At 70.3% G+C, this 15,021-nt stretch carries 16 protein-coding genes; 6 read left to right on the forward strand and 10 right to left on the reverse strand.

Annotated features, from left to right (window positions below):
* The first annotated feature begins 16 nt into the window (after positions 1-16).
* From EAO78_RS00565 to EAO78_RS00575, 3 genes are all read left to right on the forward strand, one after another.
* A complete protein-coding gene (locus EAO78_RS00565; protein ID WP_238987587.1) occupies positions 17-334 on the forward strand; it encodes a hypothetical protein in 318 nt (105 codons plus the stop codon).
* 146 nt (positions 335-480) lie between these two features.
* The gene (locus EAO78_RS00570; protein WP_122103924.1) at positions 481-2,157 is read left to right on the forward strand and encodes a DUF255 domain-containing protein; all 1,677 of its coding nucleotides are present in this window, start codon (positions 481-483) and stop codon (positions 2,155-2,157) included.
* A 120-nt stretch (positions 2,158-2,277) separates the two neighbouring features.
* The gene (locus EAO78_RS00575; protein ID WP_122103925.1) at positions 2,278-3,084 is read left to right on the forward strand and encodes a TrmB family transcriptional regulator; all 807 of its coding nucleotides are present in this window, start codon (positions 2,278-2,280) and stop codon (positions 3,082-3,084) included.
* A gap of 37 nt (positions 3,085-3,121) precedes the next feature.
* Here the strand turns inward: EAO78_RS00575 and EAO78_RS00580 are convergent, their stop codons facing one another.
* From EAO78_RS00580 to EAO78_RS18010, 5 genes are all read right to left on the reverse strand, one after another.
* The gene (locus EAO78_RS00580) at positions 3,122-3,367 is read right to left on the reverse strand and encodes a DUF7542 family protein (protein WP_122103926.1); all 246 of its coding nucleotides are present in this window, start codon (positions 3,365-3,367) and stop codon (positions 3,122-3,124) included.
* Between the two features lie 124 nt (positions 3,368-3,491).
* Positions 3,492-3,701 (reverse strand): CbaC protein, encoded by a 210-nt coding sequence (locus EAO78_RS00585; RefSeq protein ID WP_122103927.1) that lies wholly within the window; start codon positions 3,699-3,701, stop codon positions 3,492-3,494.
* Positions 3,698-5,518 carry a b(o/a)3-type cytochrome-c oxidase subunit 1 gene (locus tag EAO78_RS00590; protein WP_122103928.1) on the reverse strand — a complete coding sequence of 607 codons (1,821 nt, stop codon included), beginning with the start codon at positions 5,516-5,518 and terminating at the stop codon, positions 3,698-3,700. Before EAO78_RS00590 ends, EAO78_RS00585 begins: the two co-directional genes overlap by 4 nt.
* Complete coding sequence (locus tag EAO78_RS00595; protein WP_122103929.1) at positions 5,515-6,030, reverse strand: cytochrome c oxidase subunit II; 516 nt, start codon at positions 6,028-6,030, stop codon at positions 5,515-5,517. Before EAO78_RS00595 ends, EAO78_RS00590 begins: the two co-directional genes overlap by 4 nt.
* A gap of 6 nt (positions 6,031-6,036) precedes the next feature.
* Complete coding sequence (locus EAO78_RS18010) at positions 6,037-6,210, reverse strand: hypothetical protein (protein ID WP_203227794.1); 174 nt, start codon at positions 6,208-6,210, stop codon at positions 6,037-6,039.
* A 97-nt stretch (positions 6,211-6,307) separates the two neighbouring features.
* Between EAO78_RS18010 and EAO78_RS00600 the strand changes: the two genes are divergently transcribed.
* The gene (locus EAO78_RS00600) at positions 6,308-6,520 is read left to right on the forward strand and encodes a hypothetical protein (protein ID WP_122103930.1); all 213 of its coding nucleotides are present in this window, start codon (positions 6,308-6,310) and stop codon (positions 6,518-6,520) included.
* 213 nt (positions 6,521-6,733) lie between these two features.
* Positions 6,734-9,253: a heavy metal translocating P-type ATPase gene (locus EAO78_RS00605; RefSeq protein ID WP_122104190.1), complete on the forward strand. Its 2,520-nt coding sequence runs from the start codon at positions 6,734-6,736 to the stop codon at positions 9,251-9,253.
* Between the two features lie 9 nt (positions 9,254-9,262).
* On the opposite strand, the gene EAO78_RS00610 is transcribed toward EAO78_RS00605, so the two are convergent.
* The 5 genes from EAO78_RS00610 to EAO78_RS00630 all read right to left on the reverse strand — a co-directional run bounded on the left by EAO78_RS00610 (position 9,263) and on the right by EAO78_RS00630 (position 12,896).
* Positions 9,263-9,982, reverse strand: coding sequence for a hypothetical protein (locus tag EAO78_RS00610; protein ID WP_203227795.1), 720 nt, complete (start codon positions 9,980-9,982; stop codon positions 9,263-9,265).
* A gap of 135 nt (positions 9,983-10,117) precedes the next feature.
* Positions 10,118-10,360: an Rdx family protein gene (locus EAO78_RS00615; protein WP_122103931.1), complete on the reverse strand. Its 243-nt coding sequence runs from the start codon at positions 10,358-10,360 to the stop codon at positions 10,118-10,120.
* Positions 10,361-10,415: 55 nt separating this feature from the next.
* Entirely contained in the window at positions 10,416-11,840 is a 1,425-nt protein-coding gene (locus tag EAO78_RS00620) for a heme o synthase (RefSeq protein ID WP_122103932.1), read from the reverse strand.
* Positions 11,841-11,949: 109 nt separating this feature from the next.
* Positions 11,950-12,378 (reverse strand): FAD synthase family protein, encoded by a 429-nt coding sequence (locus tag EAO78_RS00625; RefSeq protein ID WP_122103933.1) that lies wholly within the window; start codon positions 12,376-12,378, stop codon positions 11,950-11,952.
* Positions 12,375-12,896 carry a Mov34/MPN/PAD-1 family protein gene (locus EAO78_RS00630; protein ID WP_122103934.1) on the reverse strand — a complete coding sequence of 174 codons (522 nt, stop codon included), beginning with the start codon at positions 12,894-12,896 and terminating at the stop codon, positions 12,375-12,377. The genes EAO78_RS00625 and EAO78_RS00630 overlap by 4 nt, the downstream gene beginning before the upstream one ends.
* Positions 12,897-13,045: 149 nt before the next feature.
* On the opposite strand from EAO78_RS00630, the gene EAO78_RS00635 reads away from it, so the two are divergent.
* Positions 13,046-15,016 (forward strand): DHH family phosphoesterase, encoded by a 1,971-nt coding sequence (locus EAO78_RS00635; RefSeq protein WP_122103935.1) that lies wholly within the window; start codon positions 13,046-13,048, stop codon positions 15,014-15,016.
* Positions 15,017-15,021: the final 5 nt, after the last annotated feature.

The raw sequence follows: 15,021 nt of genomic DNA on the forward strand, positions 1-15,021 counted from the left end.
TTGGGGGAAACGTCAGATGTCCACCCGTGTCCCCCTCGAACGGATCCCCCTCACGTTCCCCCTCGCGGAGCGGATGAGCCGTACCGTCAGAGCCGTGGCGTTCTGGGCGGCGATCGTCATCCCGGTCGGCTACCCGTTCCTGCTGTACGCCGGACTCGACCGAACGAACGCTCTGCTCTTCGTTGGGCTGTTGGCCGCGAACGCGGTCGCGCTCGCGGTCGGCCACGACTACCACCCTAGCTCGAGCCGCGATCACGGCGTTCCGGCCTCCTCAGACGTGCGGAACCCGTCGTCGACGTCGAACGGCGGCCGTGCCGACGAGACCGACGCCTGACGCCGAGGCCGGGGACCGCCGCCTCTCACCCTCCGCCGCACCGTCCCTCCGCCGCACCGTCCCTCCGCCGAATTCGGCTCTCCACCCCTTCCTCCACGACGCGCCGTCTCGAAGCGCTTACCCACCCGCCCACCCGAGCGTGACCCATGACCGACGCGACGCGGGTCGAGTGGCGCGAGTGGGGCCGCGAGGCGTTCGCCGAGGCCGACGAGTGGGACCTGCCGGTCCTCCTCTCGCTTTCCGCCACCTGGTGTGAGGGCTGTCACGAGATGGACGCGACCACCTACGCCGAGCCGCGGGTGGCCGCCAACGTGAACGAGTGGTTCGTCCCGGTCCGGGTCGACGTCGACCGCCGCCCGCGCGTCCGCGAGCGGTACAACATGGGCGGGTTCCCCACGACCGCCTTCCTCACGCCCGACGGCGAACTGCTCACCGGCGCGGGGTACCTCGGCGTCGACGGGATGCGCCAGGTGCTCGAGTCCGTCCAACGGATGTGGGACGAGGAGGGTCGCGAGGCCGGTCGGATCCCGCGCGCGCTGAACGGCGACCGACCGCCGGCCGGCGAGCTCTCCGAGGCGGTCGAGAGCCACCTCGCCGGACAACTCGAGAACAAGTACGACGAGGAGTACGCGGGATGGGGAACCGACGCGAAGTTCCCGCTTCCCCGCACCGTGGAGTTCGCGTTGAAACGCGACCGCGACCGTGGCCTGCGCACCCTCGACGCGGTCCGCGACCACCTCGCGGACGACGTCGCCGGCGGCTTCTTCAGGTTCGCCGGGACCCGCGACTGGAGCGACGTGGCCTACGAGAAGCCGGCGGACACGAACGCGGCGGTGACGCGGGCGTTCGCGAACGCCTACCTCTACACCGGCGAGGAGGCGTACCGCGAGCCCGCCGCGGCGGCCGTCGACTTCCTCACCGACGACCTCTGGACCGGCTACGGCGTCGGCGGGAGCCTCGGCCCGGGGCTCGGGCGGGCCTACTACGCCGCCTCCGCCGAGGACCGCGCGGACCTCGACTCGCCCCGTCGCGACCTCACCGTCCTCGCCGGCGCCAACGCGCTCGCGGCGGACGCGCTCCTGGCGTTCGCGGCGTACACCGACGACGACCGCGCCCGCGAGTACGCCGAGCGGACCCTCGACGGTCTCGAGCGCGACCTGATCGACCTCGACACCGGCCTCGTGACCCACTACCGGTCCACGGACGGCGACGACGGGACCGACGACCTCGCCCCGAGCGACCTCCTCGAGGACGTCTCGCGGGTCGTGGGCGCGTACGTCCGCGCCGCCGGGGTGCTCGGCGAGGGTGCCGACGTCGCCCGCGCGGTCGCCGACCGAGCGATCGAGGAGCTCCACGTCGACGGCTCGTTCGTCGACGGGGCACGCTCGGGTGCCGGACTGCTCGACCGCCCCTTCAGGCCGCTCGACGGCAACGTGGAGCTCTCGTCCGCGCTCGTCGACCTCGCGGCGCTCACCGGCGAGGACCGCTACCGGGCGGTCGCCCGCGAGACCGCCGAGTCGTTCGCGGGCGCGACCGACCGGCTCGGGGTACAGGTCGCCGGATACGGGAGCCTCGTCGGGCGGCTGCTCCGCGGGACGACCGTCATCGCCGTCGGCACCGAGCCCGGAAGCGACCTCCACCGGGCGGCCTGGCGGGTCGCCGACCACGAGAAGGTCGTCGTTCCGAACGCCCACCGCGAGGACGCGTCCGCGCCGCGAACCGTTCCCGAGGGATCGGCCGTCGTGACCGCCGGCGACGCCGTCTCCGACCCCGCGACAACGCCGGACGAGTTGATGACCCGCGTCGCGGAGACGGTCGAGTGATAGGCGCCGTCGAGCGTCGGTCCGTGCTCGATCGGCGCCGACGTCTCGTCGGGCCGTCCCTCCGCTGAAACGAGCGTAAACGTCCGACGTGTTTATGCCGGCACCGGGACACGTTGGGGTATGGCATCCCTTCGTGATCTCGGTCTGTCGGAGTACGAGGCCCGTGCGTACCGCGCCCTGCTACGGACCGGGCCGACGACGGCGAAGGACCTCTCGCGGGCCAGCGAGGTCCCGATGGGTCGTATCTACGACGTGCTCAACAGCCTCGAGGGCCACGACCTCGTCCGGAGCCAGGCGGCGAGCCGCCCGAAGAAGTACGTCGGCGTCGAGCCCGACGCCGCCCTGGATCGATTGCTCGAGGAGAAACGACGCGAGCTCGACGCACGGGCCGAGCAGTACGCGACGGTCGTCGAGGAGCTCTCGAGCGAGCTCGACGCCACCGACCCCGTCGACGGCGAGTTCTGGACGGCCGCGGTCGGCGCTGAGGACGCCACGGACCTCCTGTTGGAACGGATCGCGGCCGCGGAGCGTCGGATGGTCGTCGTCGCCGGCGCGCCCGCGACCGGCTTCGACCTGGGCACGGTCGGCGAGCGCGTGACCGCGGAGCTGGAGGCGGCGCTCGACCGGGGCGTCGAGGTCAGGGTGTTGTTGTCGCCGGAGACGGTCGACGCGCTCCCGCGAAGCGTCGGCCGCCGATACAGCGCCGAACTCGTCGACAACGAGGGGTTCTCGGTTCGGACGACGCCGGGCGTCGACGGGACGTTCAACGTCTTCGACGGGCTCGAGGTGTGTATCGAGGTGCCGCATCCGCTCTCGGGCGAGGAGCCCTTCGCGATGATCGACGTCAAGGACGCCGAGTTCGCCGCCAGCGTGAGCGAGGAGTTCGAGCCACGATGGACGGAGGCGGAAGCGCTCTCGTTCGGCTGAGCGACAGAACCCGCAGCCGCGATCGACGACGCCGACCTCACCGGTCGGGTACGTCCGGGTCGATGAGCGGCGAATCGGAGTCGGCACACGTCGGGCGGCCGCACACGCCGGCGTCCTCACCCGCACGCTCGACGCCCGGCGCGAGCGACTCGATCCGCCAGTCGACGGCGTGACCCGTCTCGGCCTCGTGGTCCGCGAGGGTCTCTCGAGCCGTCCGGAGCCGGTCGTGTGTCGCCTCGAACCGACACTCCGCACAGCGGACGACGACGCGCGTTCGGTCCATACCGGACCGACGGGAGAGATCGGCAAAACCGCTCCGGTCGCTCGACCGCTCGATCCCGGACGTGGCAGAACCGTTCGGCCTCGCCGCGTCGCCGGGCCTCGTCGGGTCAGCCGGCCTCGTCGGGTCAGCCGGCCTCGTCGGGACCGGTCCGCCAGCCGCCGGAGAGCACCACGAGCCAGACCGCGAGCCCGGCGAGGACGAACACGCCGGCCATGTACGGGACGATCGGGAGGCTGAGTCCGAGGGCGTCGAGCACCGTCCGGAGTTCGTAGACGATGACCCCGAAGACCGCGAGCCCGACGAGCAACCCGCCGCGGGTGACGTCGACGTTCACGCGACCACCCCCGAGGTGGCCGCATCGAGGAGGCGAGCACCGAGGAACGCGAGCGCGTCGACGAGCGCCCACGCCGCCGGCACGGCGACCTCCGCGAGCGCGCCGACCGTCGCGTCGATCCACACGGGATACGTCCCGACGCCGGGACCGAGCAGCCCGCCGTCGTTGATGATCGCCGCGAGCGGGAGCGCGTACGCGAGCACGACGAGGGTCACGGCGATCCCGACCCAGATCCGGAGGTCATCGAGCACCTCGGGGGCGTCGTCGGGCCCGGACAGCGCCGGCCGGATCGTCTCCGCGAGCCCGGAGACGCGCGGGTTACCCATCGTGAGCACGAGGTTCCCGATGAACAGGACGGTCGAGAGGAACAGCAGCGTTCCGCCGATGGCGATCTGGACGTTCAGCTCCTCGAAGCCGCCGAACGCGACCGGGTAGTCGAAGCCGGAGTACTCCGGCTCGGCGGTCCGTCGGGGAACGCCGAGTAACCCCTGCGCGTGCATCGCGTTCGACATGAGCGCCATCCCGATGAACCAGAGGACGACCTGGAACAGCCCGATCTGTCGGCTGTAGACCGGCTTGTTGGTGATCTGCGGCCAGAGCCAGTAGGTCGCGGCCATGAACGTGAGCGCGACCGCGGTCCCCACGGTGAGGTGGAAGTGGCCGGGGACCCAGATCGTGTTGTGGATCATGTAGTTGATGTTCATTCCGGCGTTGACCATCCCCGAGAACCCGCCGGCCGCGAACATCAGTCCCGCCAGCATCATCCCGGTGAACGCCGGGTCCCGCCAGGGGAGCGACCGGAGCCAGCCGAAGATCCCCGTCCCGCCGCGCTGGCGTGCGCCGTACTCGACGCTCGCGACGACGGTGAACGCCGTGAGCAGGCTCGGCAGCAGGAGGAACATCGTGTTCGTCATCGAGATGAACTTGAATCCCTCGGCGATCCCCGGATCGAGGTACTGGTGGTGGATGCCGACCGGGGTCGACAAGAGCAGGAACAGGACGAAGACGACCCGCGCGAGGGGGTCGCTGAACAGCCGACCGCCGGCGATGGACGGAAGCACGGTGTACCACAGCAGGTACGCGGGCATCAGCCAGAAGTAGACCACCGGGTGGCCGAAGAACCAGAACAGCGTCCGGGTGAGCGTCGGGTTCACCGACTCGATCAGCCCGAGCGACCAGGGAAGGAGGAAGATCAGCACCGACGCGGCGACCGCCGAGGAGGCGATGTACCACATGATCATGGTGGTCAACACCATGAACGTCTGGAGCGGGATCCGCTCGTCGGGGTTGTCCTCGCGCCACGCGAGCCACGTGCGGAACCAGTCCGCGCCGGCGAGCCACGATCCGACGATGAACACGGCGAGCCCCGTATAGAACAGGGGATGTGCCTGAAGCGGCGCGTAGAACGTGTACAGAACGTCCGCGCTCATGTCGATCGCGTCCGTGAAGCCGGCGAGGATGGAGATCCCGGTCATCGTCATTCCGCCGGCCATGAGCACGTACCACGTCCACGTGATCCTGATGTCCACGAGCGGCCGGTCGAGGCTCCGAACGACCGCCCAGGTGAACAGGCCGACGAGGAAGAAGACGGTGAAGCTGATCACCAGGAACACGCCGTGTGCGGTGAGAACCGTGTAGTAGTCGGTGGAGTCGATGAGTCCACGGAAGAGTCCGGTCCGGTGGAGCGTCTGGATGATCCCGAAGATCGCTCCCAGCGTGAGCGCCAGGAAGGACCCGAGGAACGCCGACCGAACGACCTTGGCCTCCTCCGGGAACCTATCGAGGAACGTCTCCTCCGCCTCGAGCGCGTCGCTCATTCGTTTTCACCTCCCTCGTTCATCTCCGCGAACTCCTCTTCGGATACGACGTGAAGTTTCCCCTCCATGGCGTGGTGGCCGGCCCCACAGTACTCGTTACAGACGATCCCGTACTCCCGGGGTTCGCTCACCTCGACGGTTATCTCCGCGACCTCGCCCGGAACGGCCATCGTGTTGGCGTTCGTCCCGGCCACCTCGAACCCGTGGATCACGTCGCGGGAGGTGATCTGGAACGTGACGGTGCTGTTTTCGGGGACCACGATCGGGCTCGGTTCGAACCCGAACTGGTAGGCGACGACGTACGCCTCGTACTCGTTCTCGCCGACCTGCTCGACGCGAGGTTCGGCGAATCGGTCGTCCTCGTCGAGCGCGTTCGCGTCGATCTGGGCCTCGCTGTCGGCGACCATCGCCACGCCGGGACCGACCGCGCCGTAGGTGACGGACCCGAGGAGCAACAGGATCAACACGATGGCGAACGCGAGCCAGATCTTCTCGTAGGCGTGAATGTGCATCCCGTTTCACCCCACCACGACGAGGTCACGGCCGAGGAACTCGATGTAGTAGATGTACACCCATGCGATCACGAGGATCGCGAAGTACACCGCGATGAGCGCGAGCGTGCCGACGGGATCGAACTCCTCGTCGCCGCCCGCGTCGTCCGCCGGCGCGCCTGCCGTCTCGGTTCGGCTCATAGGTCGGATTACGGACAGCCAACCATATAATATCCATCCGTTCTCGGGGTATGAAAATCCGCTTGGGTTATATGCCGACGGCCGTACACGTGTTCGTATGGAATTCTCGCTCCAGCACGCGGTGTTCCTGGTGCTCGGCGGGGTGCTCCCGGCGGCGGCCTACATCGCCTCGCGCGCGGAGTACGTCGTCGCCGTCACGTTCGTCAACGTGGTGCTCATCTGGGCGAGCCTCCGGATCGCCACCGGCGGCAGCCTTCGCCCTGGCGGGGACGACACCAGGCTCGAGCCGAGCGACATCGAGGACGCGTAGGCGTCGACATTCGCGGCAATTCGGGTGATACCGGCGGTCCGCGTCGACGACCCGGCGGTTTGCCCCGACGGTTCGGGCGGTTCGCGCCGACGACCCGGCGGTTTGCCCCGACGGTTCGGGCGGTTCGCGCCGACGGGTCGTCTCGCCCGCACCGCCCTCGACGGGCCGTACCGACTCCGACCGCCCGCGGCCGACGAACCGGACGCCACCACCATGTCGAACTGTACCCTCTGTGACCTGCCGACGGGATCGGACCCGCACACCGACCCGGCCGTCGAGGGTGAGTACTGTTGTCAGGGGTGTCTCGCCGTGGCGCGCTCGCTCGACGACGTGGCGGACGCCGAGGACCTCGAGGAGCGGACGCCGGAGGCGGAGCCGCCGGACGACTTCGACGGCGAGACGGCGTTCCTCCACGTCGACGGCATGCACTGTGCGACCTGCGAGTCCTTCCTCGAGTTGACCGCCGCCGAACGCGAGGGCGTCGCGGCCGCGGAGGCGAGCTACGCCACCGACACGATCCGCGTCGAGTACGACCCCGACCGGGTGACCGCCGCCGACCTGCCGGAGGCGCTCTCCGTCGCCGGCTACACCGCGAGCGACCGGGCCGATCCCGAGCCCGAGGGCGACGACGTCGACGTGGTTCGCTTCCTCATCGGCGGCGGCTTCTTCGGGATGATGGCGATGCTGTGGTACGTCCTCTTTCTATATCCGACCTACTTCGGCTACGACCCGCTCCTCGACTTGGGCGGCGTGGGCGGGCTCTACCTGTTCACGCAGATCTGGCTTTTCACCTCCGTCGTGCTGTTCTACACGGGCTATCCGATCCTCCGCGGCGCGTACGTGAGCCTGCGGGCGGGTCGCCCCAACATGGATCTGCTGGTGTCGCTCGCGGCCGTCAGCTCCTACGCGTACAGCACGCTCGCGATGCTCGTCGGCCGGACCGACCTCTACTTCGACGTGACGATCGCCGTGATCCTCGTCGTCACCGCGGGCCACGGGTACGAGTCGCGGATCAAGTCCCGCGCGACCGGGATGCTCTCGGAGCTGACGACCGCGGCCGAGAGCGAGGCCCGGCGGGAGTCGGGCGAATCGGTCCCGACGGAGGCGGTCGAGCCGGGCGACCGGCTGCTCGTCCGGCCCGGCGAGCGCGTCCCGTTCGACGGCACGGTCGCGGAGGGGACCGCCGCCGTCGACGAGGCGCTCGTGACCGGCGAGTCGCTCCCGGCGACGAAACGTCCCGGCGACGCGGTCCGCGGCGGGACCGTCGTCACGGACTCGCCGGTCGTGATCGAGGTGGGCGAGGACGCGACGAGCACGCTCGACACCCTCGTTCGACTGCTCTGGGACATCCAGAGCTCGCGGTCGGGGATCCAGCGGCTCGTCGACCGGCTGGCGACCGTGTTCGTCCCGCTCGTGGTCGCGGTCGCGGTCGTCGCCGGCGCGGGGACGTTGGCGCTCGGCGGCACCCCGACCGACGCGGCGCTCGTCGCGCTCACGGTGCTCATCGTCTCGTGTCCGTGCGCGCTCGGACTGGCGACGCCGCTCGCGATCGCGGCGGGGATACGCGACGCCGCCCGCCGGGGGATCGTGATCGTCTCCGACGCCGTCTTCGAGGACGGCGCCGGGATCGACGCGGTCGTGCTCGACAAGACCGGGACCCTCACCGACGGGGAGATGCGGCTGCTCGAGACGGCCGCGGAGGACGACGAGGAGAGAGGGTCGGACGACGAGCGAGTTCTCGACCGGGCGGCGGCGCTCGAACACGCCTCCGCCCACCCGATCGCGCGAGCGATCGCGGACGCGGTCGACGCGGACCGGGCAGGGGTCGACGCGGACCGGGCGGGAAACGATCCCTCGGACCCCACGGCCGTCGTCGACGGCGGGACGGAACCCGCAAGCGATCCTGCGGGGGATCCGCCCGCCGCTGGGGGGACGACCGACTCGACCGATCCGGCGAGCCGCGTCGACGATCCGGACGAGTCCGTCGACGTCAACGTCGCCGACGTCACCGTCACGGACCGCGGCGTCGAGGGGCGGATCGACGGCGACCGCGTCGTCGTCGGCCACCGATCCCTCCTCGAGGAGCGCGAGTGGACCCTCCCCGACCGGATCCGCGAGGCGGGTAAGCGCGCGACGGCGGACGGCAACGTCCCCGTCTTCGTCGGCTGGGAGGGGCGGGTCCGGGGCGTCCTCGTCGTCGGCGACGGGGTCCGTGAGGGGTGGGAGGCGGTCGTGACCGACCTCGACGACCGTGGGAAGCGCGTCGTCGTGCTCACCGGCGACTCGGCCGCCGCGGCGCGCCGCTTCGAGGAGCATCCCGCGATCAACGAGGTGTTCGCGGGGGTGCCGCCGGAGGCGAAAGCCGAGACGGTCCGCCGGATCGGCGCGGAAGAGCGGGTGGCGATGGTCGGCGACGGCAGCAACGACGCGCCGGCGCTCGCGGCCGCCGACCTCGGGGTCTCCGTCGCGAGCGGCACCGACCTGGCCGCGGACGCCGCCGACGCCGTCCTCCTGGAGGACCGGCTCGCCGCGATCCCTGAGCTGTTCGACGTCACGAGCGGGACGAACCGGCGGATCCGGGAGAACCTCGGGTGGGCGTTCGCCTACAACGCGATCGCGATCCCGCTCGCGGTCTCCGGGGCCCTCAACCCGCTCCTGGCGGCGCTCGCGATGGGGACGAGCAGCCTGCTCGTCGTGGGCAACTCGGCACGGTCGGTCGTCGACGAGGAGTGATCGGCCGGCTCACTCCGCGGTTCGGGCGTCCTCACGCTCCGGGACGGTTCGGTCGTCGTTCCCGTCGTCGGTTCCGTCATCGCCGCCGTCGTCGCCACCGTCGTTCTTGCCTTCGCTCCCGTCGGAACCCCGTTCGATATCGTCACCCGGCAACAGTCGCCGCGCTAACGCCCCGAGCCGTTTGTACGCGAGGTTGACGTAGATCCCGGCGAGAAAGACCGCACCGAGTACGAGGGTGTCGTCGGCCGCGGCCTCGCCGAGGACGACGTCCGAGAGCAGGAAGATCCCGACGCCGAGCGGTAGCGCGGCCGGTAGCCGGAAGTTGTACCGCAACAGGTCGCCGACGCTGGCGTCGAAGTCGTCGATGAGCGCCGTGAAGACGAACCCCAGCGCGCCGAGCAGGCTGAACACGAGCACCGCGGGGGCGACGATCCGGCCCGACCCGGCGGTGACGTCGATCCCGGGGGTGACGCTCGTCCAGGCGAGGATCGCGGTCGCGAGGAGGTCGACCGCGACGATCACGAGCCCGAGTTTCGACCGGTACCACGTCCGGTCCCTCCACTCGACTCTGGCGTCATCGTCCGACCCGTCGCCGTCAGCCGGTCCGTCGCCTGTCGCGGACGTCGCGTCGGGGACGGACGTCGATCCGGATCCGTCGCCGTCGTCGACGCGCCCCTCGTCGACGGTGCGTCCCTCCCCACCGGATCGTGTATCCGTCCGCTCCGCCATGGCTCGACGTTTGTTAGCAAGCAACAATTACTTTCCGCCCGGCACGGTCCGCGCCCCCTCCCGTGGCGACGGCGGGATCGCGCCCCACCTCGACGGACCCGACCCGATCGGCTGTCTACCGGGGGACGACCCGAGTCACGCGGTCGCGCCGACGTGCGGTTTCACCGCCCGAACGATCGCGTCGACGTCGTAGCCGTCCTCGTCCTTGTCGAAGACGGCCTCCCCGTCGACGCGGACGACGAATATTCCATGGTCGCCGGTGACGAGCGCGACCTCGTCGAGTTCCTCCCCGAACTGTTCGAGAACCGCCCGTGAGACGTCCTGTGCCCGATCCAGCATGCCACACGGCACGCAGTACTCGATCTCGACTCGTGTCATACGCGCTCGAATAGGCCCCCAAACGTGATAAAACAGCGCCCCGCCGATCCCCGGTTCAGACCACGAGCGCGTCGAACACGACCGCGAACAACAGGAGTCCGAGGTAGGCGTTCGAGGCGTGGAACGCGCGGAACGCCGCGGACTCGTTCCGTTCGTAGTGGAGTCGAACGACGGTCCACAGGAAGACCGCGCCGAGGGCGACGCCCACGGTCGCGTACAGCGCGCCGAGCGGATCGGCGACGGCCGCGAGCGCGACGGCGGCGACCAGCGTCGCCCCGAGGTACCAGACGATGTGCCGCCGGGTGGCGGTCTCGCCGCGAACGACGGGCATCATCGGGAACCCGCCGCGCTCGTAGTCGTCCTTGTACGCCAGCGCGAGGTTGTAGAAGTGCGCGGGCGTCCACAGGAAGATCACGGCCGCGAGCAGCAGTCCGCCCCCGCCGACCTCCCCGGTGACCGCCGCCCAGCCGATGAGCGCCGGGAGCGCCCCCGCCGCCCCGCCGATGACCGTGTTCTGGACCGTGTTCGGTTTCAGAACCAGCGTGTACACGACGCTGTAGAACACGATCGCGACCAGCCCGAGCGCGGCGGTCAGGGGGTTCACGGTCCAGAACAGCCCGAGGGAGACGGCCGTCAACAGCCCGCCGAACGCGAGCGCGTGCGGGACCGGAACGAGGTCGGTCGCAAGCGGGCGGTCGTTGGTCCGCTGCATCCGCCTGTCGACGTCCCGTTCGAACACGTGGTTGAACGTCCCCGACGCGCCGATGGAGAGCGCCCCGCCTACGAGCGTCGCGGCGACGGTGTACGGCGTGAACCTCGGACCGCCGGAAAGCGCCATCGCGGCGGCGGCGACGAGACAGAGCAGCCACATCAGCCGCGGCTTCATCAGCCGGAAGTACGCGGCGGCGGTCGCGCGCAGCCGCGGCACCGTCGCCGTCGGAATCGACGGTGCGGGGGCGTCCTCGACCGGGGGCAGGTGGTCGGTCCCCGGCTCGAAGTCGGTCGGCGCGTCGTCGGCGTCGCCGGTCGCCGCCTCGAGCCACCACGCCAGCGCGGCGAGGACGCTCGCGAAGATCGTCACCCCGAGGACGAGGTGGACGAGCCCGAGCGGGATCGTCCCGCCGGGCATCGAAAGCGACGCGTCGCCGAGGGCGACGGCCGCGCCGATCCCGGCCTGTGCCGGGAACAACGCGAGCGCGAGGAGGAGCGCGCCGCGGACGCGGCGGCTCGCGCCGTCGCGCCACGCCAGGACCGCGGAGGCGACGACCGACGCGCCGACGGCGGCCGCCAGCACGCGGTGGCCGAGCGCGATCCAGGCCGCTGGCTCCGCGGGGAGCGCGTAGCCGCCCCCGCAGGCGGGCCAGCCGCCGCAGGCCGCCGCGGCGTCGGTCAGCGAGGTCGTCGCCCCGACGACGACGAGGAGGTACACGCCCATCGCCGCCGCGGCGAGGACCGCGGGGAACCGGTCGGGTATCGTCACGTGGATCGGCTTGGGCGTCGGTCCATATATGTCCCGCGCTTCCGCGGGTCGGATCGGCCGTCCGGTGACTCACCCGCGTCGCTCGACGCCGTCACCCCGCTCGACGCCGTCATCCGCGCCGCTCGAGCACCCGGTCGATGATGTCGCCGGTCGAGAGCAGCTCGTCGTCGTGACGGGGCTCACGACTGGAGGCACGCTCGACTCGACAGTCGATCCCCCGGTCCGCGAGCGCGGCCTCGATCGCGGCCTCGTCGTGGTGCTGGTCGAACCCGAGCACGATGACGTCGGGATCGATCGTCTCGATCGGCACGAAGATGTCCTCTCTGTGGCCGAGATGGGCCTCGTCGACGGCGGCGAGCGCGGCGACCATGTCTCGCCGCTGCCGGTCCGAGAGGATCGGCTTCGCCTTGTGGGTGACGTTCGACCCCCGGGCGACGATGGCGTGAAGCTCGTCGCCGTACGTCGCGGCGTCCTCGAGGTAGTGGACGTGGCCGGGATGGAGCAGATCGAAGGTCCCCTGCGCGACGACCCGCGTCATCGCAGCCACGAGAGGAACCCGCCCCGATCGTCGTTCGCGTCGCCTAGCTCGCGGTCGATGTCCTCCTGGGTGAAATCGAAGAAGTGCTCGTCGGGCATCTCGACGTCGAGCACCTCGAGGGTGCGCTGGTTCCCCTCGTTGTCGAACGCCTTCCAGTCGCCCCAGCCGTAGGGTGCGCCGACGATGATGTGGACCTCGCCCTGGCCGAACGTCGCGAGATCGGCGTCGCTCGGCCGGAGCACGCCGTTCGGGTGCGAGTGAACCGACCCGACCGAGCGCATGTCGTTCGGCTTCATGTGCGAGCGGACCGACGCGCTCGTCGGGTTCGACTCCGTGCCGGGAATGACGAGCACGTCCGTGATGACCTGTCCGTCCCGGTCGATGTCGAGGGCGGCCGTGTCGTCGGCGCGGAGGAACCCCATGTACTCGTTGGGGTGGGTCTCCTCGCTGGCCTCGAGGACGAACTCCATCGTCTCCCGGGCGATCCCGAGGAGGTCGTCCGACCGGAACAGTCGCATGTCCCGAAACACTCGCCGTCGATTGATATGGGTTCCGGACCGACGGGCCACCCCCGGATCGCGTCCTGACGGCCCTGACGGCCCTGACGGTCTTCGCCCCGCGAGCACGAGATAACAAGCTTAACACCCTCCGATCCCGAACGGCGTGTATGAGCGAACACACCGCCGGGGATTCCGGCATGCGGGACGATTCGAGTCCCGAACCCGACGCCGTGAGGGCGGAGGGGAAACCCGATAATCGAGACGCCGAGCCCGATAACCGCGACGTCGTCCATGACCTCGCGCCCGACTGTACCCTGGAGGACGTCCACACCGACGCGTTGTATCACGCCGCCGTCAACGGCGTCGTCGAGTACGGGATCTTCGTCGACGTCTCCGACGCCGTGAGCGGACTCGTCCACGAGTCGAACCTCGAGGGCGAGTACGCGGTCGGCGACCGGCTGATCGTCCGGCTGGTCGAGGTGAAGGAGAACGGCGACGTCGCCTTCGAGGAGGCGTCCCCGGGCGGCTACACGACCGAGACAGTCGAGCACGAACCGACGATCTCCCGGGTTCGCGGGCTCGTCCCCGGCGACGAGGTGACCGTCGAGGGCGAGGTCGTCCAGACGAAACAGACGGGCGGCCCGACGATCTTCGGCGTCGCCGACGCCTCGGGCGTCGTCTCGTGTGCCGCCTTCGAGGAGGCGGGCGTCCGCGCGTACCCCGCCGTCGAGGTGGGCGACATGGTCCACGTCTCGGGGACGGTCGAGACGCGGGAGGGCGGGCTCCAGCTCGAGGTCGACTCGTTGACCGCGCTCTCCGGCGACCGTGCCGAGGAGGCCCGGACGGCGTTCGAGGCGGCGCTCGACGAACGGGCCGAGCCGGCCGACGTGGACCCGCTCGTGGAGTGGGAGGCGTTCGAGTCGATCCACGACGACCTCCGCGATCTGGCCCGGCTGCTCCGCCGAACCGTGCTCGCCGGACGGCCGATCCGGGTCCGCCACCACGCCGACGGCGACGGGATGTGCGCGGCGATCCCGGTTCAGCTGGCGCTCGAACGGCTCGTCCGGGACGTTCACGAGGACCCGGACGCCTCACAACACCTGTTCAAGCGGCTCCCGAGCAAGGCCCCGTACTACGAGATGGAGGACGTCACTCGCGACCTCAACTTCGCGCTCGAGGGACGCGCCCGCCACGGCCGGAAGCTCCCCCTGCTTCTCATGCTCGACAACGGGTCCACCGAGGAGGACGTCCCCGCCTACGAGAACCTCACGCACTACGACATCCCCATCGCGGTCGTCGATCACCACCACCCCGACCCGGAGGCTGTCGCGCCGCTTCTCGACGCCCACGTCAACCCGTACCTCCACGATGAGGACTACCGGGTCACCACCGGCATGATGTGCGTCGAGCTCGCGCGGCTGATCGACCCGTCGCTCTCCGAGGAGCTCGAACACGTGCCCGCGGTCGCCGGCCTCTCCGACCGGTCGAAGGCGGAGGCGATGGACGACTACGTCGAACTCGCCGCGGACGCCGGCTACGGGAAGGACGACCTCCTCGACATCGGCGAGGCGCTCGATTACGCCGCCCACTGGCTGCGCTACTCCGAGGGGAAGACGCTCGTCAACGACGCCCTCAACGTCGGCTGTGACGACCCAGCGCGCCACGAGGAGCTGGTCGAGTTCCTCTCCGAGCGCGCCGAACGGGACGTGGATCGACAGCTCGAGGCGGTCGACGAGCACGTCGAACACGAGCGGCTCGCCTCCGGCGCACACCTCTACCGGATCGACGTCGACGAGTACGCCCACCGCTTCACGTACCCCGCGCCGGGGAAGACGACGGGCGAACTCCACGACACGCGGGTCCGGGAGACGGGCGACCCCGTCATCACGATCGGCTACGGCCCGGATTTCGCGGTCCTGCGATCGGACGGCGTCAGACTCGACATCCCGACGATGGTGACCGAGCTGAACGAGGAGCTCCCCGAGGCGGGCGTCTCCGGCGGCGGCCACCTCGTCGTCGGCTCGATCAAGTTCGTGAAGGGCCGCCGCGAGGCCGTCATCGACGCGCTCGTCGGGAAGATGGCCGAGGCGGAGATCGACGAGACGCTCTCGTCGACCGCCGTCATCGACGACGACTGAGCACG

The sequence above is a fragment of the Halobellus captivus genome, from assembly GCF_003697845.1.
GTDB lineage: Archaea > Halobacteriota > Halobacteria > Halobacteriales > Haloferacaceae > Halorubrum > Halorubrum glutamatedens.

Bases quoted from the DNA above. Each gene is read 5' to 3' on its own strand.
- EAO78_RS00590 (WP_122103928.1), bottom strand. From the start codon at position 5,518: ATGAGCGACGCGCTCGAGGCGGAGGAGACGTTCCTCGATAGGTTCCCG.
- EAO78_RS00615 (WP_122103931.1), bottom strand. From the start codon at position 10,360: ATGACACGAGTCGAGATCGAGTACTGCGTGCCGTGTGGCATGCTGGAT.
- EAO78_RS00625 (WP_122103933.1), bottom strand. From the start codon at position 12,378: ATGACGCGGGTCGTCGCGCAGGGGACCTTCGATCTGCTCCATCCCGGC.
- EAO78_RS00635 (WP_122103935.1), top strand. From the start codon at position 13,046: ATGAGCGAACACACCGCCGGGGATTCCGGCATGCGGGACGATTCGAGT.
- EAO78_RS00630 (WP_122103934.1), bottom strand. From the start codon at position 12,896: ATGCGACTGTTCCGGTCGGACGACCTCCTCGGGATCGCCCGGGAGACG.
- EAO78_RS00570 (WP_122103924.1), top strand. From the start codon at position 481: ATGACCGACGCGACGCGGGTCGAGTGGCGCGAGTGGGGCCGCGAGGCG.
- EAO78_RS00575 (WP_122103925.1), top strand. From the start codon at position 2,278: ATGGCATCCCTTCGTGATCTCGGTCTGTCGGAGTACGAGGCCCGTGCG.
- EAO78_RS18010 (WP_203227794.1), bottom strand. From the start codon at position 6,210: ATGAGCCGAACCGAGACGGCAGGCGCGCCGGCGGACGACGCGGGCGGC.
- EAO78_RS00565 (WP_238987587.1), top strand. From the start codon at position 17: ATGTCCACCCGTGTCCCCCTCGAACGGATCCCCCTCACGTTCCCCCTC.
- EAO78_RS00595 (WP_122103929.1), bottom strand. From the start codon at position 6,030: ATGCACATTCACGCCTACGAGAAGATCTGGCTCGCGTTCGCCATCGTG.
- EAO78_RS00610 (WP_203227795.1), bottom strand. From the start codon at position 9,982: ATGGCGGAGCGGACGGATACACGATCCGGTGGGGAGGGACGCACCGTC.
- EAO78_RS00605 (WP_122104190.1), top strand. From the start codon at position 6,734: ATGTCGAACTGTACCCTCTGTGACCTGCCGACGGGATCGGACCCGCAC.
- EAO78_RS00600 (WP_122103930.1), top strand. From the start codon at position 6,308: ATGGAATTCTCGCTCCAGCACGCGGTGTTCCTGGTGCTCGGCGGGGTG.
- EAO78_RS00580 (WP_122103926.1), bottom strand. From the start codon at position 3,367: ATGGACCGAACGCGCGTCGTCGTCCGCTGTGCGGAGTGTCGGTTCGAG.